Origin of the sequence: Thalassospira sp. GB04J01 (assembly GCF_000751115.1) — a bacterium.
GTDB lineage: Bacteria > Pseudomonadota > Alphaproteobacteria > Rhodospirillales > Thalassospiraceae > Thalassospira > Thalassospira lucentensis.
Genome location: NZ_CCDX020000008.1, coordinates 159,004 through 181,765, shown reverse-complemented (window position 1 = coordinate 181,765; position 22,762 = coordinate 159,004). Strand labels below are relative to the sequence as shown.

Genomic DNA, 22,762 nt, shown 5'->3' with positions numbered 1-22,762 from the left:
CCGGTGAAAGGATAGGTTAGATCAGATCAGCATTAGATGCCTTGCAGGCGCAGGATGCCCTCGGCAACCAGCACGGAACCGGCATAGGTGCCAAAGAAAACAAGGCAGGCAATAATGACCAGCTTCCAGCCGGAATGCTTGGCAACCTCAATTTCCTTCTTGGCAATTGCAAAGCCAGCATAGGCAAGAGCCGGGGTTGCAAGGGCAAGGAAGTTAACTGATTTTGCTTGTTCAACAATCCATTCCGAACCCGGCGTCCACGGCAGGGTGGCGACAATGCCAACCAGAGAAATCCAAGCAACGCTTGGCAGATAGAACGGTGAGAACCGGGTTAGGATCAGACCGACCATCGAAATCAGATAGATCACGATCATGCCTGCAAACCCATCAGCAAGCGGGATAGCCGGGCCAACCGTGTTCATGATCAGGCCAACAAGGCAGACAATGAAAAGAGTGGCGGCATGATCAACAAGGTTGATATTCGGACGTGTGGTTTGTTTTGCAACGACGCTATCAGCCATGATCAAGCCTCCTTCTTTTGGGCGGAGGCAAGATCACGTTTGCCCGCGGTTGCGTTATAGAGTTTCTCAACAATTGGCAGGGCGATGAATAGCCCGGCATACAGCCCTGTCGCATAAGTCAGAAGGTTGCTGGCGCCGGCAAGGGCAAGGATTTCATCCTTCATGGCCGGAACAGCTTCGCTTAGCGCACCGGTACAGGCCGCCATCATGGAGCCACTGCCGATACCACATGCCATGGCAAGGGCGCGGGGGTCGAACAATCCGCTGCTGGCAAAAAGCGACGCCAGAATGGCAAAGATGAATGTCCCAAACAGCGTGCCAATGACATAAACGCCCATCACGCCCGTACCTTCTGGGCTTTTGAGCGTATAACGATCCGCAATGATGGCAAGGTTCGGCTCACGCGCAATCGAGAAGGTCGCGCCAATTGCTTCACGGCCCATTTTTAGGCCCCAAACCGCAAGCGGGAAGGCCAGAACGATGGTGCCCAGATTGCCAAGTTCCTGCAGCAGAAGTGCGGGGCCAGCTTCTATGATGGTTTCAATTGCCGGGCCAATCGTTGTGCCAAATTTTGCAATGAACGGCATGATCGCAATAACGATCAGTGGAGAGGCTGCCTTCACTTCTTTTTCGCGAATGAATTTGCCGAATTTCGGCATCACATTCGGATTCATAAGGGCTGCCATGACAAAGGCATAAAGCAGCGGCAGAAGAAGGATCGCACCAATTCCAAGCGGAATTTTACGAATACCAATAAGTTCGGCAATCACGCCGATGATAATAACGGCCAGATGAAGCTTCCATAGCTCCATTTGCCCCCGAAGCGCATTCATTTCCCTGTCTCCTTGACAATACAGTGGCACCGACGATGTAGGGCGCATTCGCAAGAGGTCTGAGCTAAACGCGCCATGTAATCCCTGAAAATTCCCGGCGGCAGCAAATTTCACAGTTTTGCCATTTTTCGAAGCCGGAATTTTATCCGACAATGAAAAGTTGCGGAAAAAGGGGCAAGTGCCATTTTGGGATCTTGCTGTTGCCGTTTCGGCAACAGGTGTCGGGGCCTCAATTATGTTCGTCGGGATACCAAGCGGCGCCAAATGCTTCCATCCGGTCGCGGATCACCCCAGTAACGGCCCGAACTGCTGCGGTTTTGGGCCGACCTTTGCGGACCAAAAGATGTGACGGAACACGGTTAAGAAAATCGTCTGTCATGGGAATGGCAACGATCTCGCCGCGGCGTAATTGTCGCGACACAGCAAAGGCCGGGAGATAGGTGATTCCCCCACCAGAAAGAACAAAGTGAATTGCGACATTGATCGAATCGGCGGTCAGAAAGGCATCTCTTGCTGCCCGATCACCTTGATCTGTGTTGGCCAATAATTTGGCAACTCCGAAATGTGGGTTCAAAAGGGCAAGCGGGTAACCCAGTGTCTCTGAGAAACTGCAGGCTTTCTTCTTCGCTAATGGGAATTGTGGCGGGACCAGCGCACAGAGGGGGGCGTGGTCTTCGGCGAGCAATTCCAAGTCAGCTGTGCGCGGTGGGTTGAAAACAAGCCCCATATCATAGTCATCGCGCAAAATGCCGTGGGTGATCTTTTCCGTACCCGCGACATCAATTTCAAGTCGGATATCAGGGAATTCATCGCGCAGTGGGCGTACCACATGGTTGACTAGATCAACAACAAAGCCTTCGCCAGTGGCAATGCGTACGGTTCCTGCAATGGCCCCGCGTGCGGTCGCCAAATCAACGGCAAAACTTTCGTCAAGCTCGATACGCCTGCGGGCATGGGCTGCGACCATGTGTCCAGAATCGGTAAAGATGATCCCGCGTTTGGTGCGTTCCATCAAAAGCGTATCAAGATGAGCTTCGAGACCGGAAATCTGACGGCTGATGGCCGAAGGTGCGATGCGCAACGTTTCGGCCGCTGTGCGGATTGAGCCTGCTTCGAACACAGCGAGGAAATAGCGGAGCGGTTTGTCGTCAATCTTCATGTGCGAAACATCAATTTGGAAGGTGATGACTTTATCAGAGCATATCTGTTGCTGTTTCGGCAACAACATGTTCCGGCAATTGATCTTGAATGTGATGGAGTTCCACCGGAAAGTTGGTTGGTAAGTCAAAAAATGTGATCGGATTTTTGAGCGTGACTAACGGGATGAAATAAGTGTTTCCTCCCGAACGTACGCGTGCATCCGAACGAACAGAGAGGCATCTATCGTGACGAATTCGAATACCGGTGTGAACGGCGCTATTGGTGTGGTTGGCTTGGGCAATATGGGGCTTGGCATGGTGCGTACTTTGTTGCGCGAAGGTTTTGCCGTGATTGGATTTGATCTGTCTGACGAGCGACAGGTCGAAGCCGCACGTGCTGGTGCAGAAATTGTTACCAGCCAGAAAGAGCTTTTTACAGCGTGTGACACCATCATTTTGTCGCTGCCAACGGTCGCCCATGTCACCGCGGTTCTGACCGGAGAAGGGGGAGTGGTCGAATATGACTGCACGCCACGTCTGGTGATTGATACCACGACATCTGAACCCGATGTGACGCGCAATCTTGATCAGATCCTTCGTCCGCTTGGCCATATTCTGATTGATGCACCGGTCAGCGGTGGTCCTGCCGGTGCAAATTCAGGCCAATTGACCATGATGGTTGGCGGATCGGATGCTGACTTTGCAAGGGCTATGCCCATTCTGACAGCGCTTGGCGGTAAGATTACCCATGTTGGGCCGGTAGGGGCAGGCCACGCGGTGAAGATCGTCAATAATATGCTGGTGGCGGCCCATCTTTTGACCATGAGCGAGGCCATCCGTCTTGGCACTGCAGCGGGTGTTGAGGCCGAGCATCTGATCAGTGCGCTGAATGCCGGTTCCGGTCGGAGTGCCATTAGCGAGGTCAACTATCCCAAATGGGTGATGAACGGCGCCTTTGACAGTGGATTTACCATGGGGCTGATGCGCAAGGACATGCGCCTTGCCATGGCACTGGCGGAGCAAAAATCTGTCGCGATGCCTGTTTCCGAGTTAGTTGGCGCGCTTTGGGCTAAAAGTGCTGATGCCTTAGCCGATGACGCTGATTTCAACCGGATTACCGAGATTGAGATCGTAAAAGATGTAGCAGCCATACATCCGATCAAGGCAGGAGAATAACAATGAGCGCAACAAATGAAACCCTGATGGATCGCGATTACAAGGCGGCGTTATTGCCATTCTTTGGTGAGGGTGAAATCGGCAGTTGGGTGAATGGTGCAATGATGCCCGGGCGTGGCGATGCGTTCGCGTTAACCGATCCGGCAACCGGTAAGGCATTTTTTGAACTCAACGATGCGGGGCCAGAGGTTGTCGATGCCGCAATGAAAGCCGCTGCAGCTGGCCAACGTGTCTGGTGGGGGCTAACCGCCGCAGAACGGGGTCGCATCCTGTGGCGGATTGGGCAGGAGGTGCGTGACCATCTTGAACAACTGGCCTTGCTTGAGACTGTATCGGCCGGAAAGCCAATCCGCGACACGCGGGTTGAGGTGCTTAAAGTTGCCGAAATGTTTGAATATTATGCTGGTTGGGCTGACAAGATTCATGGGGATGTCATCCCGGTACCAACCAGTCATCTGAATTACACCCGTCCTGAGCCATACGGGGTTATCACCCAGATTACGCCATGGAACGCCCCTGTCTTTACCGCGGGGTGGCAGCTTGCACCTGCACTTTGTGCGGGGAATGCTGCTGTTCTTAAATCCTCGGAAATGACGCCTTTGACCTCGCTTGCGCTTGGTGTTCTGAGCAAAAAAGCAGGTCTTCCCGATGGGGTGGTCACGATTTTGACTGGGCTTGGCATGACCACAGGTGTTGCTGCGACCACCCATGATGTTACCCGCAAGGTTGTTTTTGTTGGGTCGCCCAAAACAGGCGCTGGGATTGCGGCTCAGGCAGCCGCGAATATTGTGCCCTGTGTTCTGGAGCTTGGCGGTAAATCGGCCAATATTGTCTTCGAAGATGCCGATTTGAAACGCGCAGTACTGGGCGCACAGGCGGCAATCTTTAGCGGGGCCGGGCAAAGCTGTGTTGCTGGATCACGGCTGTTGGTTCAGCGTTCTGTGATCGACCGGTTCCTTGAAACGCTGGTGGATGGTGCAAACAGAATTCCGGTAGGCGATCCGATGGATGTGGCAACCCAGATCGGGCCGATCAACAATGTGGCGCAATATCAGACAATTCGTGAGTTGATCGCATCAGGTTGTAAAGAAGGTGCCAAGATTCTGGCCGGTGGTGAACGTCCGGAAGGGGATGTTTGTGCCAACGGGTATTTCCTGCGCCCGACCGTTCTTGGCAATGTGCACAACGATATGTCGATCGCCCGTGAGGAAATCTTTGGACCGGTTGTTTCTGTTATTCCGTTTGACGACGAGGCAGAGGCAGTTGCAATCGCCAATGACAGTAAATTCGGACTGGCCGGTGCGGTTTGGACCAATAGGGTTGATCGTGCGCACCGGGTTGCTGCGAATGTCCGTGCCGGAACATTTTGGATCAACAGTTACAAGACGATCAATGTCATGTCGCCCTTTGGTGGGTTTGGTCACAGCGGTTATGGCCGGTCCAGCGGCAAGGAAGGGTTGATGGAATATGTGCAGCCCAAAAGCATCTGGGCCGAAACTGCTGCAAACCCGCCTGCCGGATTTGGCTACGCCCCGGAATAGGACAGCTTTTCTGATCGACAGACAAAATAATAAGGGCCACAATCTGCGGCCCTTATTTGTGTGAGGAAATCCCGAGGAACTTCTATTTACATATTCGGGTAGTTCGGACCGCCGCCACCTTCTGGCACGACCCAGACGATGTTCTGGGTGGGGTCCTTGATGTCGCAGGTTTTACAATGCACACAGTTTTGCGCATTGATCTGGAGGCGGCTGCCACCGTTTTCTTCGTCTTCGACAAACTCATAGACACCCGCCGGGCAGAAACGGGCCTCGGGCCCGTCATATACCGCAAGGTTGGTGCTGACCGGAACACTGGCATCTTTCAATGTCAGGTGGATCGGTTGATCTTCGCTGTGGTTGGTGTTTGACAGGAAGACAGACGACAGTTTGTCAAAGGTGATTTTGCCATCGGGTTTCGGATAGTCGATCTTTGGCATTTCACTGGCAGGCTTCAGGCAGGAATGATCCGCATGGTTTTTAAAGGTCCACGGTGCCTTGCCGCCAAACAGATATGTATCAACCGCACTGTAGGCCATGCCACCCCAGAAGCCCCATTTGGCAAAGCTTGGGCGGATGTTGCGCACTTTGTGCAGTTCGGGATACACCCAGCTGTCTTTTAAACGTGCCGGATAGCTTTCCATTGATGCCGGAACTTCGTCAGCGGTCAATGCTTCAAATGCGGCTTCGGCGGCAAGCATGCCGGTCTTCATTGCGGTATGGGACCCTTTGATCTTGGGCACATTCATGAAGCCTGCCGAGCACCCGATCAGGCATCCTCCCGGGAAAACCAGATCCGGGATCGACTGGAAGCCGCCTTCGTTGAGCGCACGTGCGCCATAGGAAATACGGCGACCGTTTTCGAAAATCTTGCGGACCGTCGGGTGGGTTTTGAACCGCTGAAATTCGTCAAACGGGCTTAAGTGCGGATTTTCATAATCCAGACCGATGACGAAGCCGACAACCACCTGATTGTTATCAAGATGATAGAGGAATGACCCGCCATAGGTGTCCTTATCAAGTGGCCAGCCGATCGTATGCTGGATCAGGCCTTCCTTGTGGACTTCCGGATCAACTTCCCAAAGTTCCTTGATGCCGATGCCATAGGTTTGCGGATCGGAATTTTTGCGCAGATCAAACTTCTTGATCAACTGTTCGGACAATGACCCGCGGCACCCTTCGGCAAAGAAGGTGTATTTGGCATGCAATTCCATGCCCGGTTCGTGGTTCGGGCCCGGTGTGCCATCGCGTTGAAGGCCCATGTCGCCAGTCGCAATACCCTTGACCGAGCCGTCTTCGTTAAACAGAACTTCGGCAGCAGCAAAACCGGGATAAACTTCAACGCCAAGGGCTTCGGCCTGTTCGCCCATCCAGCGACAGACGTTGCCAAGGCTGACAATATAGTTGCCCTTGTTGTGCATCTGGGGCGGGGTCGGCATCTTTTGTGCGCCCGTCTCGCTCAACATCATGAACTGGTCTTTGCCCGCCGGAACGTTCAGCGGCGCGCCGCGTTCTTTCCAGTCCGGGAACAGTTCATTCATGGAGCGGGGCTCCATCACAGCACCCGAAAGGGTGTGTGCGCCAACTTCGGAACCTTTTTCCACCACACAAACGGTGATTTCTTTTTCCTGTTCCTGGGCGAGTTGCATCAGCTTGATGGCAGCCGACAGACCGGATACACCAGCGCCGACGACAACCACGTCAAATTCCATGGATTCGCGTTCCATTTGGCCTCTCTCCTTTGGTTGCCAACCATATCAGACTGTTTCCGTCCGTTTGGTTGCAAGCCGGTATTCACCGATCAGGGTCTCGCCCAAGCCCTGATTTCTCACATTTAGCCTTTTAATCGGTAAAGCTATACCGATTTGAGGCGCGTTTGTATATGGTACAAGTGGATCAAAATCGTTAAAGTTCGTCCAAATATCAGTGCGCCATATACAGGTGCGCCGCAACATACACCGTCTTTGTGTAGATGAGCAAACCAATTACAGATTTTGATGTAAATAATCTCGATCCATTTCAGGCGCTGATTTGGCAGTATGAAATGGGTGTCGACGAGGCGATTGCTGACGAGCCGCTTGATCGTTTCAAGGCGTCGGAAAGCCTGAGCCGTAATGCTGCAAACCGTCCGGGCTTTGCCCCTGCGGCGGCGGCCAGTCGACCTGCGCGTGGTTCATCGCCCGCAGCAGCGCGACCGGCAAACGTTCCGTCGGGTGGTGTTGGGGCAGGCGGTGCTGGTGCGCAATCCACCCCGGTTGATGGCGGGTTCCTTTTATCCGATACGCCCCATGAAGCACGCCAGTCCGCCCGTGATGCGGCCGCGGCGGCCAAGACGCTTGATGAGCTTAAGGATGCGATCGAGAAGTTTGAAGGCTGCGCGCTCAAGAAATCAGCCAGCAACACGGTATTTGGCACGGGAAACCCCGAAGCCAAGCTTGTTTTGGTCGGTGAAGCTCCCGGTGCCGAAGAGGATCGTCAGGGACTTCCGTTTGTTGGGCCAAGTGGCAAGCTTCTTGATGCGATGCTGCGGTCCATCGGACTGTCGCGCGAAGAGGTTTACATCACCAATATCCTGCCGTGGCGGCCACCGGGAAATCGCCAGCCCACCACAGCCGAAACGGCCGTGTGCGAGCCGTTTGTTCGGCGCCATATTGAGCTGATCGCGCCCAAAGTCGTGATCTGTCTTGGTGGAAGTTCGGCCAAGGCCCTGATGGAAGAAGATCGCGGCATTACCCGTTTGCGCGGAACGTGGAAAGAATTGATCTTTGCGGATGGGGGCAAGGCCGATTTGACGGCAATGTTCCATCCCGCTTATCTGTTGCGCACGCCAGAGCAAAAACGTTTGGCGTGGCGCGATTTGCGCGCGACGGCGCAAAAGCTTTGATGATTTCGCGTTTTGGCGCCCTTGCATAGGAGATATGCAGGCTAACGGTGTGTCCTTGCGGTTCCTCGCCAAGTGATTGATTCTGGATAAATCATTTCGCTGTTTTGGTGTTTCCTGCTATAACAGGCCCCATCACGCGGGGGGAACACCGCAAGCAACGGGTTGCGACATCAAACTGCTTCGGGATAAATACGCGGCTTTACTATAAAGCCGCGTTGGGGAAGATACTGATTTTGATCGAAGCAATAAGAACGAACCTGCTTGGTGCGCAACGTGCACTGGGACGGGGTCTTATCATCGCTGTTTTCGGTGCCATGTCATTTGCCATGGTTGTACCGTCACCTGCTGTCGCCGAGACGCAGGAACAGGCGGCTTTGGGCAATCCCGATCTTGGTGATGCGCTTTCGGTTTCACTCCCAGAACCACTTTCCGAGCGTGACGCAGAACTTTACGAACAGATTTTTGCCGTGCAGGAGCAGGGCCGCTGGAAAGATGCGGACCGCCTGATTTCGCGCCTGAATGATGATGTCCTGATGGGGCATGTGATGGCGCAGCGATATCTGCATCCGACGGCCTACCGTTCGCGTTACAAGGAACTTAAGGACTGGTTGGCGAAATATGCCGATCTTCCGCAGGCACCACGCATTTATAAACTGGCCCTGACCCGCCGTGGTTCGGCAACCTATCCGAAAAAGCCGGTTGGCGGCTATGTTTCGGGAGCCGGATACGATTACGAAGACATCCGCCCGTATTATCACAAATCCACCAAAAGCCTGTCGTCCAAGCAGCGTTCGCGTCTTTCGACGCTTAAGCGTCGTATCCGTCATCGCATCGGCAGTGGCTGGCCGACCGGGGCGTTGCAGGTTCTTGAAAGCCAGGAAGCAAAGCGCCTGTTTGATGCCTATGAACAGGATCAGGCACGTACGGCGATTGCGTCGGGATACTATTATTTCGGAAAGCCAGACCTTGCCTTGAAATTTGCCGGTGAAGCCGCAAAACGGTCTGGAAAATACCTGCCGCAGGCGCATTGGACTGCTGGCCTGACCGCATGGCGTCTGGGCAAGATGGATACATCCCATCAGCACTTTGTGGCTCTGAGCTCCAATGAATACGCATCAAGCTGGACCCGGACTGCCGGTGCATTCTGGGCCGCACGTATTGATTTGGCCGCAGGGCGCTTTGAAGAAGCTGACACGATGCTAAACCGGGCGGCGGAATATCCGCGCTCGTTCTATGGCCTGTTGGCGATGCGTGCCCTTGGACGCGACGATGTGTTTGACTGGGATAGTCTTGAGCTTGATGAAAACCGTGCGAACAAGCTGAAGCTTGATCCGCACGGGCGTCGTGCACTTGCGTTGTTGCAGATTGACCAGCGCGATGAAGCCGAACGCGAATTGCGCAAAGCCGCGGCCTCGGATGATGATGCGCTGCGTCGTGCGGTTTTGTCTTTGACTGATACGGCGAATTTCGCATCCCTGACCATGCGGTTGGGCAGCTATATCGCGCAGAAAACCGGCGAAGTGATCGTAAACGCGTTGTATCCGGTCCCGCCATGGGCGCCGGAAGGCGGCTATGAAGTTGACCGGGCACTGATTTATGCGTTCATGCGTCAGGAATCGGGTTTCAATACCGATGCGCGCAGTCATGCCGGTGCACGCGGATTGATGCAGTTGATGCCCGCAACGGCAAGCTATATCGGCAACACCCGTTATCGTGGTGCCAAACGTGCGGAGCTGTATCAGCCGGAAATCAACCTGTCGCTTGGGCAGAAATATGTTGATCATCTGCTTGAACAGAACGGCGTTGATAATGGCGTTTTGCAGTTGATGGCGGCGTATAACGGTGGCATCGGCAATCTTGGTCGCTGGCAGAAGGCGCTTAAGGATAACGTCGATCCGCTTTACTTCATCGAAAGCATCCCGTCGCGCGAAACCCGTCTGTTTGTTGAGCGGGTTATGGCCAATTTCTGGATGTATCGTTCGCGGTTCGGTCAGGAAGCACCGTCACTTGATCTGTTGGCGGCAGGAAGCTGGCCGACCTATCAGCCCCAGGACAGTGCCCCCCAGCGTGGCCTCACCGCAGAGCGTTAACCGGCATCAATTTAAATCATGGCTGAAAACACCAACAAGCCCGGTTCGGATGGTTCGCATAGAACGGATCGGGGAACCGTGCTTGATCGGATTCCCATGCCGCCGATGAGCGGTGAAGAAGCCCTTCGCCGGTTTGATGAGCAACGGTCTTCTGATCAGGAATATGGCACGCGCATGACACCTCAAAGTGAGCTGTCGCAACTTCATCCCGTCATGCGTCTGTTGGCGCTTATTGGCACATTGGGATTGATAGTCGGCGTGTTGATAGGTGTTTTGTATCTGATTGGGTGTTAAGAAGCGCTTGATCTAATGTCGTTGGGGCGTGCGTGCTGCATCAGCACCCTGCCGAATGAAGCTATTCAGCCTCAACCTTTTGATCGACTTTTTTCTGAAGCGCCTTGATCTCGCTCTCAGTGGCATTGCCCAGCGGATCATCCTTGGGGATGTCACGATGAAGATCGCTCAGGACGCGCAGCGCCTGTTCGGATTTGTCATCCTGTTTAAGCATCATGCCATAGTAGTAGCGCGCCAGAAGATGGTTTGGCATCTGCCCAAGGGCATGCAGCACCAGATCGCGTGATGTGCTATCGATTTCGCCGTTTTGCGCGGTAATCCGGGTATCGGCATATTCAATCGCCAGAAGTGGATTATGCCCCGAAAGGGCATATGCCCGGGCAAAGGCCGCAACTGCGCGTTCGACATTCCCCAGACGCAGCGATCCACGTGCCAGAACGATCCAGCCTTGCAAGTTACGTGGATTAACTTCTAACGACAGGACGATCTGGTTGAGCAATTTTCGAATTTGCTGATCGGTTTTGTAGTTCGGATCGGTCACATTACCGGCCGCGGCGGCCGCCGCCGCCAGATTGCGTTCGCCGTCGCGATCTGCATATGGCTGTGCGGGGAGGGTCGGGTTGCCCAAAAATACGTATAGGCCCATGGCACCAATCACCGGCACAACCGCGACGCCCACGCGTCCAAGCGACCGTTTGGGGTGGTCATCTGTTTTGGGCACGCTGACATAGATCGCAAAGCTGACCATGCATGCCAGAACAAGTAAGCCAAGCCAGATCACAGACGGCCTCCGATGGACATTTTAGGATGTACCAGACAGAAAGGTCGCATCATTTCGAGCCGTCTTTTTGTGCTGTTTCGAGGATTTCATTCAGGCGCGTTTGTTCGTCCTTGGACAATTTATCCGGTTTGGCACCGGCTTCGCGCTGTTTACGGCGATAGAAGGCGGCAACCGCAATCAATGCAAGGATTGCCAGCACAATCGGACTTGCCCACAAAACATATGTTTCGGGTTTAAGCGGCGGGTTCAGCAAGACATAGTCGCCGTACCTTGCAACGATGTAATCGATGACTTGCTGATCTGTATCACCGGCAACCAATCGTTCGCGGACAAGAACACGTAGATCGCGCGCCAGTTCGGCGTCAGAATCGTCAATTGACTGGTTCTGACAGACAAGGCACCGCAGTTCCTGACTGATGTCGCGCGCCCGTTCTTCGAGCACAGTGTTAGACAACATTTCATCGGGATTGACGGCATGAGCCGGGCTGCTGAGCAGCAAGGGAACGACAAGCCCGATGACGCCGAGTAATATCAGGAAAGGTCTGTTCATCCTTTTAACTCCGCGATTTTCGGCAGCAGAACGTTTTCAAGGACTTCTGCGGTGACCGGGCCAATGTGCTTGTATTTGATTTGTCCCTGCCCATCGATGATGAAGGTTTCAGGAACCCCGTAAACCCCAAAATCAATGCCGGTGCGACCCGATAAGTCCATGCCGACAGCCTGATAGGGATTGCCAAGTTCTTCAAGCCACTTAACCCCGTCCTGCGGGTCTTTTTCCTTATAGTTCAGTCCAAAGACCGGAACGTCTGCTTCGCTTGATAGTCGTTGGATCATTGGATGTTCCGCTCGACACGGGATGCACCAGCTGGCAAAGACGTTCAGCACGGAAACTTTGCCTTTGGTAAGATCGGCGCGCGACAGGCCCTTATCGGCACCCGGTAACGGCGGCAGCGAGAAATCAGGGGCTGGTTTGTCAATCAGGACAGACGGAACAACCGAAGAATCCTTGTCGATATTGATCAGGAATATTCCGGCCAATGCCGCAAACAAAACCAGCGGGATCACAGCAAGCGAGAATCTCATGAAGCGGGAACTCCGTTCTTCCGAATGCGCAGGAACATGCGCGTCAGGATGCTGATACTGCCACCAATCAACATCAAAATCATGCCAGTCCAAACCCACGGCATCATGGGCAAAAAGCGTACCGTTACAATGCGCCCGCCGTCTTCGGAACGGTCGCCAACCGAAACATGGACGTCGCCGTCACGTCCATGAAAAATGTCGGCTTCGCGGGTTTCCGTTCCCCGGATCGGGTAGTAGCGGATTTCAGGAAACAGTTCGGCCACCGGCAGTGAATGACGATAGAGGATAAAGGTTGCCTGACGCGTGGCATAGTTTTCACCTGCAAGCAGGGCAACGCCTTCGTATTGCAGGTTATAGGGGCCAACCTCAATGCTTTGCCCCGCACGGGCTGACAACACAACCTGTTCTTCCCAGACTGCACTGGCCGACCCGCCGGCAATCAGAATGGCAAGTCCGATATGGGCCAGTGTCATGCTGATATAACGCGGACCAAGAAGCTGCAGATTGCGGTATTTGCTTTCGCCGTGATCGGGTTGATGCCACAGGCGCGCCCAAAGGTCACTTAAGGCCGCAGCCAGTATCCAGCCAGCAAGGCCAATGCCAATTAACGGCAAAGGTGAAAGATCGATAAAGCGGATCGACACAAACAGCACAATGATGAGCGAAAGCATGACGGCCAGCTTCATCCGCCGTCCGATCAACCACAATTCATCCTGCCGCCAGCGCAAAACGGGGGCAAACCCCATGATGAACATAAGCGGTAAGACAACCGGTAAAAGAGCTTCGACGTAGAAGGGCGCACCAACGGTAATTTTCTCGCCGTCAACCCAGCGCAGGACGAGCGGATAGATCGTGCCAATCAGAATGACGGCAGCAATCAGCGACAGTGTGACGCTGTTCAGGAACATGCCACTTTCGCGCGAAACAAAGCCAAAAGCCTTTTGTTCTGCCATGCGATCTGCTTGCCGCCAGAACAGAAAATAGGCTGCACTGAACAATAGACAGAAACCAACCAGCAAAGCGGTACTATCTGCTGACTGCGACAGTGTTTCGGTCAACGGACCCAAAAGGTCCGAGCGGGTCAGGTAAACCCCGAACCATCCAACAGCGAACGCAGACACGCCAAGGAAGGCTGTCCAGCTTTTTAAGGTGTCGGTCTTTTCAAGCACAGCCCGGCAATGGACAAGTGCGGTGGTCAGAAGCCAGGGGATCAGAAGACTGTTTTCAGCTGTATCCCAATACCACCAATTCCCCCATGCCTGCTGGCTATAGGATCGGTAGGCGTTGATCGCGATTGCCAGGCCAAGAAACAACCATGTGCCAATTACCCACGGGCGCAGTGTTTCGGCAAAGCTGCGATCAATTTTATGGGTTAGAAGCCCGGCAATACTCACCGTGAAAATGACGGTTAATCCGGCCAGACCAAGATAAAGAACCGGTTCACGCAAGATGCGTAAAACATCCTGACTTTGCGGGCTCATACCACGGCCATCCAACGGTGCGACAGCGACCCGCAAAAACGGATCAGCATCAATCAAGGTCACAAGGGCGAGGAGCGCTATGACAAGCCCAAGGATTGAAAGCGCGTTGGAGATAAAAAGAGTATCGCTGCTGGCAGTGGTCGGCGTGTGTGATGCCCGGCGAAAAACCTGCAGGGCAAAGACAATATTTGCCAGTGTCGTTGCTAAGACCCAAAGCAACATTGCCCCGCCATCGGGGGTGAAGGCCGCACCAACTCGAAACAGTAAGGGGGTGGAAGAATGGCTGACATCGGCAACAATCGGCAGGCTGAAGTCACTGACAACAAACGCATGGATCAGTGCCGCCTGCGACAGGATACCCAAGGCCAGAATAACCAGCGGCAGGGCAATCAGGTTGTTGGGAAACGGGGTTGGGAGTGCCGACGAATGAGGTGTGGTATCGGGTTCGTGGACGTCAGACAATGCTTCGTTCCCAGAATTTCCTGAAACGGCTGTGACGGTTTTGGTCCCGAATGACAAGGATGCAACAATTCTGCCTGCGTGCAGCCTAAGGGGGCTAAACAGCAGGGCCTGGCTGAAGCCGGCCACCAGAATCAGAAGCAGGGCAAAATGTCCGAACTCTGCAAGCATCTGCGGTTAAGGCTTCCCCGAATTTAATTTGCAACCACCGTGGTTCTGCCCGCCCGCAATGAATTGATTTGCGGGTGTGATGATGGATGCAATGTTTTCCTTATGCACGAAGCAGGATTTTATGATGGCAGAATGTGGCTTAATTGCGCATTTTCTTTGCGTTCTTTGCTTCGATCTCTTCCCAGTATCCGCTTTTTTTAAGGGATTCTGCAACCTCTGGCGGCATATAGTTTTCATCATGCTTTGCAAGGACCTCTGACGCGACAAACGTTCCGTTGGCGTTCATGTGTCCTTCGGCAACAATGCCCTGACCTTCGCGGAAAAGATCGGGCAGGATGCCGCTATAGGCAACGGTTACCGATTGCGCCATATCGGTGACGACAAAGGCAATGGTTTTGCCATCCTGAAGTTTGGTGACAGTGCCTTCTTCGACCAATCCACCGATCCGCAAACGCTGATCCGGATCAATTGGTGATTTTTCGACAATTTCGGACGGGCTGAAGAAGAACACAACAGAATCTTCAAACGCCGTCAGCGCAAGGGCCGCTGCCCCGGCAACGGCAAGCAGCACGGCACCGATGATATACATCCGCTGGCGTTTGCGGGACTTGGCGCGGGAAAGGGACACGTTTGATCTCCGATCAGGTTGCCTTGCGGCGTTTTCTGTTGCGACGCTGGCGTTTGGTGTGCAGCACCGTTTCAAGTTGGTCAAGTTCACGGCGGCTATTGCGTAACCCACGCAAGGTGGCAAGCAGGAGCACAATCATCGCAATCGCAGTGACACCATAACTTGACCAGATATAGCTGCCATATCCCCCCATCGAGAAGAACTCACTCATTGGCTTGCCTCCGCGTTGTGACCCGGATCATAGGGTTCTGCGTCTTGGGCATTGTCATCAAACATGCCGCTCAGATGCAGGGCGCGAATGCGCCGCTCGTTGAGCTCCAGCCGGACACGTAAAATGAGAACCACGAAATAATATCCGGTAAACCCAAGGATCATCAAAGCCAGTGGCAATTGCATGCTTGGATCAACGGCTGGCCCATCCATGCGTACAATCGATGCTGGTTGATGCAAGGTGTTCCACCAATCGACCGAGAATTTGACAATTGGCACATTGACCGCCCCAACCAATGCCAGTGCCGATCCGGCCTTTGAGCCACGATCAGGATCATCAAACGCATTCACAAGGGCGATATAGCCAAGATACAGGAACAACAAGATCAGCATGGATGTCAGACGTGCGTCCCAAACCCACCATGTGCCCCACATCGGTTCCCCCCATAACGACCCGGTGATCAGGCATAAGGCGGTAAAGGTGGCGCCAATTGGTGCGGTGGCACGCGCACAAATATCGGCAAGTGGATGTTTCCAGATCAGGCTCATCGCGCCACAAATGGCCATCCCGACATAGCAAAAAAGCCCCATCCATGCCGACGGTACATGCAGATACATGATCCGGACAGTATCGCCCTGCTGATAATCAATGGGTGATGCAAGCAGGGCAAAATAAAGCCCAGCGGCAATCAAAATTGCCGTCGCACCCGCCAACCACGGCAGGATTGGCGCTGTTAGTTTTAAGAACACACTTGGTTTGGCGAAGCGATGCATTTTCTCTTGTCCGATGTGCGGGGTGCCGCAGAAGTCGTTTGTTTGGTGTTGCGGTTATTCCATAGCCTGACGCAGGGCATGTGCGGTGGCAAATGGTGTTGCCGCAAGTGCAAGCAACAATATTGCGCCCATTATTTGTAACTGTGCGGTGGCCGACATGCCAAGCAAAGCAGCCTCAACCGCACCGGCCCCAAAAATCAGGATAGGAATATAAAGCGGTAAAACCAGCAAGGATACCAAGACCCCGCCGCGTCGTGCGCCCAATATCAGGGCTGCGCCAATCGCGCCGATTAAACTAAGGGCCGGTGTGCCCAGCAACATTGCGATCATCAGGACGACAAAGCCGTCCGGGTCCATGTTCAACATCACCGCCATCAAGGGGGCTGCGACAATCAACGGCAGCCCGGTGGTCAGCCAATGGGCAACAACCTTGCCCAAGACAACAACCTCCAGCGAGACCGGCGACAATGTCAGCAGTTCTAATGTGCCATCCTCATAATCGGTTTGAAAAACCCGTTCGAGCGATAACATTGCAGCCAACAGGGCCGAAACCCAAATAACACCCGAAGCAATGCGCGCAAGAATGTTGGCTTCCGGGCCGACACCGAATGGAAACAATGTTGTGGTGACGATGAAAAACGCAACCACCATAACGGAATCCGCACCCTGACGCATGGCAAGCTGCAAATCACGCCGCAATATTGCAGTAAATCCGTTCATTGCGCAGCCCCTTTGGGATCAGATCGCATACCATCGTCAGCCGGGGCATCGTGATCTTTGAGCCACTCAATCATCGGGATGGCAAATTCATCAAGATCAAGTAGGACTGGTTCTTTGACCGCCAGATCAATGTGGGTGGAATAAATCACAATGCCACCCTTGGCACGGAAGTCGGCGATCAGATGGGCAAGTTCATTGCTGCTTTCGCGGTCAAGGCCAACGGTTGGCTCATCAAGAAGCCATAAATCAGCGTGGCCGATCAGAATACGGGCAAGAGCTGTGCGGCGTTTCTGACCACTGGAAAGATAGCGGCCCGCCGTACGTGAAAGATGATGAATATCAAGCGCATGTAAGGCGGTGTCGATCTCGCGGTCAATATCATCCACACCGCGTAATTGCCCCCAAAGGTGCAAATTGTCGCGAACGGACAGTACGGGCTTAATCGCGTCCTGATGGCCGAGATACTGCAATCGGGCATGGTGGGCGATACGGTCACTATGGATGGGTTCATCATTCCAGGTGATCTGGCCTGAGCGTGGGATAAGAAGCCCCGCCATCAGGCGCAACAGGCTTGATTTTCCAGCACCATTGCGTCCGCGCAGCATGATCGCGTCACCGGGATTGGCCGCAAAGGAAAGCTTGCCAAAAACCAGTCGCTCACCACGAAGGCAGGTCAGATCAGAACCGCTAAAAACTGCCATATAACCCGTTCTATTGTCGGAAGTCGCATCGCATCACGTCATTCTATAACGTGTTAGGGCGTAATGTTCATGCTTTAACCGACATTGACGGCAATGACATTGTTTCAAATCAATCAAAGAGACAGTTGTGTTTGAGGGGATTGAGACTCTTGAGCAGGACATCAAGCGGTGTATCACAGACGGGTAAGCACATTCCAATCGTGGGATTGGGTAATTTACGGGTGTTTAGGGTGCGCTGGGAGTGATCGCCAGATTGCGCGATGTCAGAACCGCACCATCGAGGCCGCAATGATGGGGCCGCCCCGCCCTTGTTGCACCAGAAGGGCAACGCCGCCGTCACCAGCCGTTTTCATGGCAAAGGTGCGTTCATCCGCAGAACCGTTCCAGGTTCCCAGATCGATCATTTCACGTACGACATTGGCGTGTACCAAACGTTTGCCGGCATTTTCGCCAGATCGAACATCACGGGCATGTTCACGGTCAAACCCGACCAACCACAGCTTGAGGCTTGATGTGCGCTCAGACGTGCTCAAGGTTTGCAGGGTTATGGTCCCGGTCGCGGGGCGCTGTTGGTCGTGATTTTCGACCATTAAGGTAGCAATATCGTGCAGTGGTTCTGCGCTGTTGCTGGTGTCACCGATTCGCTGCTTTTGGGTGGCGCGAACGACATGTTCCCCATTAATGATAGCTTGCGGCGTATAGACGTATCTTTCGCGCATATGCTGGGCATATTCACGTTGACGTTCGCTAAACATGCTGTCGGAAAATGGGTCGGTCCAGCCAAGATAGTTCCAGTAATCGACATGGTACGACAGCACCAGAAGATCGCTACGTTCCTGATTTAACTCATAAAGAACACGGTCGGCAGGCGGGCAGGAGCTGCACCCTTCCGAGGTGTAAAGCTCGACAACGGCGCGCGGGGTAATGCTTTCGCTGGCCATCAGGGGGGTGGAAAACCCGACAATGGCAAGTGTAAGCGCAAATATGAGGGGGCGAGTGTGTTTCATGAGCCTGATGATGCCCCAAAAGCGGCATCAACCCCTAATCACAAGACCTTGAAAGCTGTTTGAAGGGATTTGAGACAGATTTTTGCGCTTTTGGGTGGAATTTCGAAAGGAGATTTCCAAAGATTGATGCTATCAGCTGCGGACCAATCGGGACCATTGCGGATGCATGGTTACGTCGTGAGGCGGGGAAATCGCCTTTACGTTAAAAAATCAGGAACCGGTCTGTCGGCGGGAGCATCATTCCGGCAAGATCGGTCCGAAACAAGGTTTGCAGGTACATGATTAAACGTGAACACTGGGGCTCTCGCCTTGGATTTATTCTGGCGGCTGCGGGGTCAGCTGTCGGTCTTGGGAACATCTGGAAGTTCCCGTATATGGCAGGTGCCAATGGTGGTGGCGCCTTTTTGGTGATCTATCTTGGGCTGGTCTTTACGGTTGGCCTTTCGGTCATGCTGGCTGAATTTGTTATTGGCCGTATGTCAGAAAAGAATGCAATTGGCGCATTTGCCAAACTCAAGGGTGGGCTGTGGCCGATCATTGGTGTGTTTGGTGTGGCTGCGGCCTTTATCATTCTGTCGTTCTACAGCGTTGTCGCTGGCTGGACGATTTCTTACATGATCAAATCTGTGACCGGCGCACTGGCGGTCGAAGACCCGGCGGCACTTGGCGACATTTTTGGTACCTTTATTGCCGATACGACTTCACCGCTGATTTTCCATGCGGTCTTTATGGCCTTGACCGTCTTTGTTGTTTTGGCCGGTGTTGGCAGCGGTATTGAACGTGCGTCAAAAATCTTGATGCCGGCATTGTTTGCGTTGCTGATTGTATTGATCGTGCGTTCGGTGACGTTGCCGGGTGGCATGGAAGGTGTTGCGTTTTTGCTGTCGCCGGACTTCTCAAAAGTCACATGGTCGACGGTTTCCGACGCATTGTCGCAGGCCTTCTTCTCACTCTCGCTTGGTATGGGGGCGATGATCACGTATGGGTCGTACCTGTCAAAGAAGGAAAATCTGCCGGGATCGGCAGGGTGGGTAACACTGCTTGATTCTGCGGTTGCGGTGATGGCGGGTCTTTTGATTCTGCCCGCTGTTTTTGCCTTTGGCTTTGATCCGAGTGCCGGTCCGGGGCTTACCTTCATCACGCTACCGGCTGTGTTTGCGCAGATGCCTTTTGGCGCGTTCTTTGCCTTCCTGTTCTTCCTTCTTTTGGCAATCGCGGCACTGACATCAGCGGTTTCGATCCTTGAAGTGGTCGTTGCTTATTTCGTCGATGACCGTGGGGTCAGCCGTAAGTCAGCAGCCGTCATCATCGGGTTTGTGATTTTCCTGCTGGGCATTCCTTCGTCGCTGTCGATGGGGGTTATGGGAGATGTGAAAATCATTGCGGGCAAGAACTTCTTCGATCTGATGGACTTCATCAGTTCCAGCCTGCTTCTGCCAATTGGCGGCCTGTTTATTTCGCTGTTTGTTGGCTGGGTTGTCTGGGGCAAGGCGCAGGAAGAAATTGCGGCGCATAATGGCATCATTCCAATATGGGTCGGCGCATGGGGTGTGATTGTCAAATTCATCGCACCGATTGCAATTGCCTTCATCCTGCTCAAGGGACTTGGTGTTTTCTAAGCCAAAGAAACCTGGATATCGGTGATCTTTCTGAAAAGGGCGGGGTAATCCCGCCCTTTTCGATTTACGGTGCCAAGGAGTGCTGATTTTTGGCCAATGCACTGATGTCTTCCGCCGACATTGGTTTGCCCAGAAGGTACCCCTGGATCAAGTCGCAGCCTGCATTGCGCAGGAATGACAACTGGTGATGGTTTTCCACTCCTTCGGCAACGCAGGTCTTGTCAAGGTTCTTGGCCATATTGATGATGGTGAGTGCCAGTGCCTGACCGTCTTTGCCATCATCGATATCAAGGACAAAGCTGCGATCAAGTTTGATGCTGTCAAAAGGCAGGCTTCGCAGATAGCTCAGACTTGAAAATCCAGTGCCGAAATCATCGAGCGAAATCTTGACGCCAAGGTCGTGAACGCGTTGCAGTTTGGCGCGCATATCGTCGATGTTGCGCATGAACAGGCTTTCGGTGATCTCTATTTCAAGACGGTTTGCCGCAAGCCCCTTATCAAGCAAGATGGCGCGTAGCTGTTCGGCAAAATCAACTGTGCCATAGAATTGCTGCACCGATACATTGACGGCAAGCCGCAGGTTCAGCAGTCCTTGTTTGCGCCAGTTGACCAGTTGGCGGCAGGCTGTTCGCATGACCCAGCGTCCCAATTCACCGATGACACCGATCTCTTCGGCGATTGGAATGAAGGTGGAGGGCGGAATGATTGTGCCGTCTGGCGTCGTCCATCTTAGCAGGGCTTCAACGCCACAAAGTTCTTGGGAGCAGGCATCAAATTGTGGCTGATAGGCCAGATAAAATTCCTGATTGTCGAGTGCGTGGCGCAAGGCCGTTTCCAAGGCAAGGGCTTCGCCTTTTTTGGCGTGCAGGCCACGGCTGTATCGGCTGACACGGTTGCGTCCCTGTTCCTTAGCCTGCATCATTGCCAGTTCTGCATTACGCAGCAAAGTACTGGTGTCGTTGGCGTCTTCGGGGAAGCAGGCAATGCCGATGCTTGCTGAAAGATACAGATCAGTTCCCTTTCGAGTCAGGTGCGGTTCGCCCAACCGACCAAGCAGACGTTCCGACAGCATGCGTGCTTCGTTGGCTGTATCGATATCAGGTAAGATGGCGGCGTATTCATCTGCGCCGACCCGCGCGACAACAGCGTCCGGACCAAGTTCGCGACCGATACGGCGTGCAACTTCAATCAGGACATCGTCGCCGTCCGTATGGCCAAGCGCACTGTTGACCCGTTGGAAGTTGTCGATATCAAGCATGATCACGGTCAGGCGCATGCCGTGATGGCGTGAACGGCCGATATGATGTGATAGGAGTTCTGAAAACCGCCGACGGTTTGGCATTCCGGTTAGTTCGTCGGTGTGTGCCAGACGCAGGATATCTTCGCGATTTTTTTCCCGGCCACTGATGTCGGTGAAGATTGATGCATAGTGACTTGTGGTGCCATCTGCATCGCGAATGGCCATGATCGATAACCATTCGGGATAGACTTCGCCCGACTTTCGGCGGTTCCAAATTTCGCCTTCCCATTTTCCCGTGCGCAGAACATCAGTCCAAAGCTTTTTGTAGAAGGCCTTGTTTTGACGCCCCGATTGCAAAAAACGCGGATTTTGGCCGATAACTTCTTCGGCCTGATAACCGGTGACGCGGGTAAAGGCCGGGTTGATGGCCTCTATAGCGCCAAGTGCATTGCACACCATCACACAGTCTGGTGATGTTTCGATAAGTTTGCGCGCCAGCAAGAGTGAACGTCTGGCTTTGGCGCCGTCACTGTTTCTGTCTTCGGTGAGTGCGCGCAGATGTGAAAAATAGTCCTGTTCAATGAATTGTAGCAAGTCGGCAAAAGATAAAACGCCGATCACTTCCTTATGACGATTGCGCACGACAAGATGGCGGATTTTGTCACGCAGCATGATGTTACGTGCATCGTTGAGGTTAACGTCGTGCGTGACCATTTTGACGGGACGCGTTGCAATGTCACCAGCTGTTTGTGCGTCACGCCCCTCAACCAAATGACGCAAGATATCGCGTTCTGTGATGATGCCGGTTTGCTGCGCGGACGGAAGATCCGGGTTGAAGCCCGTGACGATTGCATTGTCGCATTTTTCTAGATGCATCTTTAGCCGCAAGTCTTGGACGGGGATCTGCGCATCAACAAAAAGCGTTGAACTTCGAATAGCCGTTTCGACATCGTTGGCACTAAGAGCCTTACTGACCGCAACCTGACGGATAAGGTCGGTTTGGCTGATGATACCAGCCAAATGACCCTGTTCATCGACCGTGATGAGGTGACGGACATTAAGATCACGCATCCGAACAATTGCAGTTTTCTGGCTGGCGTGAACGGAAATGGTGTGGGCCGGGCGCGACATGCGGTGTTCAATTGGGGCGATAAGGGCTGAGTGGCTGTCAGCGGGAAGCGACAGGATGTCTTTTTCGGTGATGATCCCGACGGGCTTGTTCGACCTTACAACCACAATCGAACTGCAGTTGTTGTCTTTCATAAGTGCAACGGCCCGACCCAGAGGCAGGTCAGGGGCGCAGCTTAGGACCTTTCCGGGCGACAGCGTTCCAACGGTCAAAGGATCACTTTGACTGTCATCAAGGTGGGGGCGTGTCATTTGAACCTGCAAATGTGCGTTGTGAACCTTTGG

General features: G+C 53.6%; 21 protein-coding genes. 6 read left to right on the top strand and 15 right to left on the bottom strand.

Annotation, left to right across the window (positions count from 1 at the left end; all coding sequences use genetic code 11):
- Positions 1-32: 32 nt before the first annotated feature.
- From AMM48_RS06010 to AMM48_RS06000, 3 genes are all read right to left on the bottom strand, one after another.
- Positions 33-521 (bottom strand): hypothetical protein, encoded by a 489-nt coding sequence (locus AMM48_RS06010; RefSeq protein ID WP_102783328.1) that lies wholly within the window; start codon positions 519-521, stop codon positions 33-35.
- Positions 522-523: 2 nt separating this feature from the next.
- On the bottom strand, positions 524-1,354 hold the full coding sequence (locus tag AMM48_RS06005) for a DUF3100 domain-containing protein (RefSeq protein WP_102783327.1): 831 nt from the start codon (positions 1,352-1,354) through the stop codon (positions 524-526).
- Between the two features lie 229 nt (positions 1,355-1,583).
- Positions 1,584-2,513, bottom strand: coding sequence for a LysR family transcriptional regulator (locus AMM48_RS06000; protein ID WP_102783501.1), 930 nt, complete (start codon positions 2,511-2,513; stop codon positions 1,584-1,586).
- Between the two features lie 226 nt (positions 2,514-2,739).
- Here AMM48_RS06000 and AMM48_RS05995 point away from each other — a divergent pair, with 226 nt between their 5' ends.
- Positions 2,740-3,669 carry an NAD(P)-dependent oxidoreductase gene (locus AMM48_RS05995; protein ID WP_102783326.1) on the top strand — a complete coding sequence of 310 codons (930 nt, stop codon included), beginning with the start codon at positions 2,740-2,742 and terminating at the stop codon, positions 3,667-3,669.
- Positions 3,670-3,671: 2 nt separating this feature from the next.
- A complete protein-coding gene (locus tag AMM48_RS05990) occupies positions 3,672-5,210 on the top strand; it encodes an aldehyde dehydrogenase family protein (RefSeq protein WP_102783325.1) in 1,539 nt (512 codons plus the stop codon).
- 86 nt (positions 5,211-5,296) lie between these two features.
- Here the strand turns inward: AMM48_RS05990 and AMM48_RS05985 are convergent, their stop codons facing one another.
- The gene (locus AMM48_RS05985; RefSeq protein ID WP_102783324.1) at positions 5,297-6,934 is read right to left on the bottom strand and encodes an electron transfer flavoprotein-ubiquinone oxidoreductase; all 1,638 of its coding nucleotides are present in this window, start codon (positions 6,932-6,934) and stop codon (positions 5,297-5,299) included.
- Between the two features lie 245 nt (positions 6,935-7,179).
- Between AMM48_RS05985 and AMM48_RS05980 the strand changes: the two genes are divergently transcribed.
- The 3 genes from AMM48_RS05980 to AMM48_RS05970 all read left to right on the top strand — a co-directional run bounded on the left by AMM48_RS05980 (position 7,180) and on the right by AMM48_RS05970 (position 10,475).
- A complete protein-coding gene (locus AMM48_RS05980) occupies positions 7,180-8,091 on the top strand; it encodes a uracil-DNA glycosylase (protein ID WP_102783323.1) in 912 nt (303 codons plus the stop codon).
- A gap of 233 nt (positions 8,092-8,324) precedes the next feature.
- Positions 8,325-10,181: a lytic transglycosylase domain-containing protein gene (locus AMM48_RS05975; protein ID WP_102783500.1), complete on the top strand. Its 1,857-nt coding sequence runs from the start codon at positions 8,325-8,327 to the stop codon at positions 10,179-10,181.
- 18 nt (positions 10,182-10,199) lie between these two features.
- Positions 10,200-10,475 carry a hypothetical protein gene (locus AMM48_RS05970; protein WP_102783322.1) on the top strand — a complete coding sequence of 92 codons (276 nt, stop codon included), beginning with the start codon at positions 10,200-10,202 and terminating at the stop codon, positions 10,473-10,475.
- A 61-nt stretch (positions 10,476-10,536) separates the two neighbouring features.
- On the opposite strand, the gene AMM48_RS05965 is transcribed toward AMM48_RS05970, so the two are convergent.
- The 10 genes from AMM48_RS05965 to AMM48_RS05920 form a co-directional block, all read right to left on the bottom strand.
- Positions 10,537-11,256, bottom strand: coding sequence for a cytochrome C biogenesis protein CcmI (locus AMM48_RS05965; RefSeq protein ID WP_102783321.1), 720 nt, complete (start codon positions 11,254-11,256; stop codon positions 10,537-10,539).
- 49 nt (positions 11,257-11,305) lie between these two features.
- Positions 11,306-11,806, bottom strand: coding sequence for a cytochrome c-type biogenesis protein (locus AMM48_RS05960; protein WP_102783320.1), 501 nt, complete (start codon positions 11,804-11,806; stop codon positions 11,306-11,308).
- Positions 11,803-12,339, bottom strand: a complete 537-nt coding sequence (locus tag AMM48_RS05955; protein WP_102783319.1) for a DsbE family thiol:disulfide interchange protein — start codon at positions 12,337-12,339, stop codon at positions 11,803-11,805. Before AMM48_RS05955 ends, AMM48_RS05960 begins: the two co-directional genes overlap by 4 nt.
- Positions 12,336-14,282, bottom strand: coding sequence for a cytochrome c-type biogenesis CcmF C-terminal domain-containing protein (locus tag AMM48_RS05950; protein ID WP_244271128.1), 1,947 nt, complete (start codon positions 14,280-14,282; stop codon positions 12,336-12,338). Before AMM48_RS05950 ends, AMM48_RS05955 begins: the two co-directional genes overlap by 4 nt.
- Positions 14,283-14,589: 307 nt before the next feature.
- A complete protein-coding gene (gene ccmE, locus AMM48_RS05945) occupies positions 14,590-15,078 on the bottom strand; it encodes a cytochrome c maturation protein CcmE (RefSeq protein WP_102783317.1) in 489 nt (162 codons plus the stop codon).
- A 13-nt stretch (positions 15,079-15,091) separates the two neighbouring features.
- On the bottom strand, positions 15,092-15,289 hold the full coding sequence (gene ccmD / locus AMM48_RS05940) for a heme exporter protein CcmD (protein WP_102783316.1): 198 nt from the start codon (positions 15,287-15,289) through the stop codon (positions 15,092-15,094).
- Positions 15,286-16,062, bottom strand: a complete 777-nt coding sequence (locus tag AMM48_RS05935) for a heme ABC transporter permease (protein ID WP_102783315.1) — start codon at positions 16,060-16,062, stop codon at positions 15,286-15,288. Before AMM48_RS05935 ends, ccmD begins: the two co-directional genes overlap by 4 nt.
- A gap of 54 nt (positions 16,063-16,116) precedes the next feature.
- A complete protein-coding gene (ccmB, locus tag AMM48_RS05930; RefSeq protein ID WP_102783314.1) occupies positions 16,117-16,782 on the bottom strand; it encodes a heme exporter protein CcmB in 666 nt (221 codons plus the stop codon).
- Positions 16,779-17,483 (bottom strand): heme ABC exporter ATP-binding protein CcmA, encoded by a 705-nt coding sequence (ccmA, locus tag AMM48_RS05925; RefSeq protein ID WP_102783313.1) that lies wholly within the window; start codon positions 17,481-17,483, stop codon positions 16,779-16,781. Before ccmA ends, ccmB begins: the two co-directional genes overlap by 4 nt.
- 263 nt (positions 17,484-17,746) lie before the next feature.
- Positions 17,747-18,490, bottom strand: coding sequence for a DUF1223 domain-containing protein (locus AMM48_RS05920; RefSeq protein WP_102783312.1), 744 nt, complete (start codon positions 18,488-18,490; stop codon positions 17,747-17,749).
- 278 nt (positions 18,491-18,768) lie between these two features.
- Between AMM48_RS05920 and AMM48_RS05915 the strand changes: the two genes are divergently transcribed.
- Positions 18,769-20,109: a sodium-dependent transporter gene (locus AMM48_RS05915; RefSeq protein WP_102783311.1), complete on the top strand. Its 1,341-nt coding sequence runs from the start codon at positions 18,769-18,771 to the stop codon at positions 20,107-20,109.
- A gap of 64 nt (positions 20,110-20,173) precedes the next feature.
- Here the strand turns inward: AMM48_RS05915 and AMM48_RS05910 are convergent, their stop codons facing one another.
- Entirely contained in the window at positions 20,174-22,729 is a 2,556-nt protein-coding gene (locus AMM48_RS05910; RefSeq protein ID WP_102783499.1) for an EAL domain-containing protein, read from the bottom strand.
- Positions 22,730-22,762: the final 33 nt, after the last annotated feature.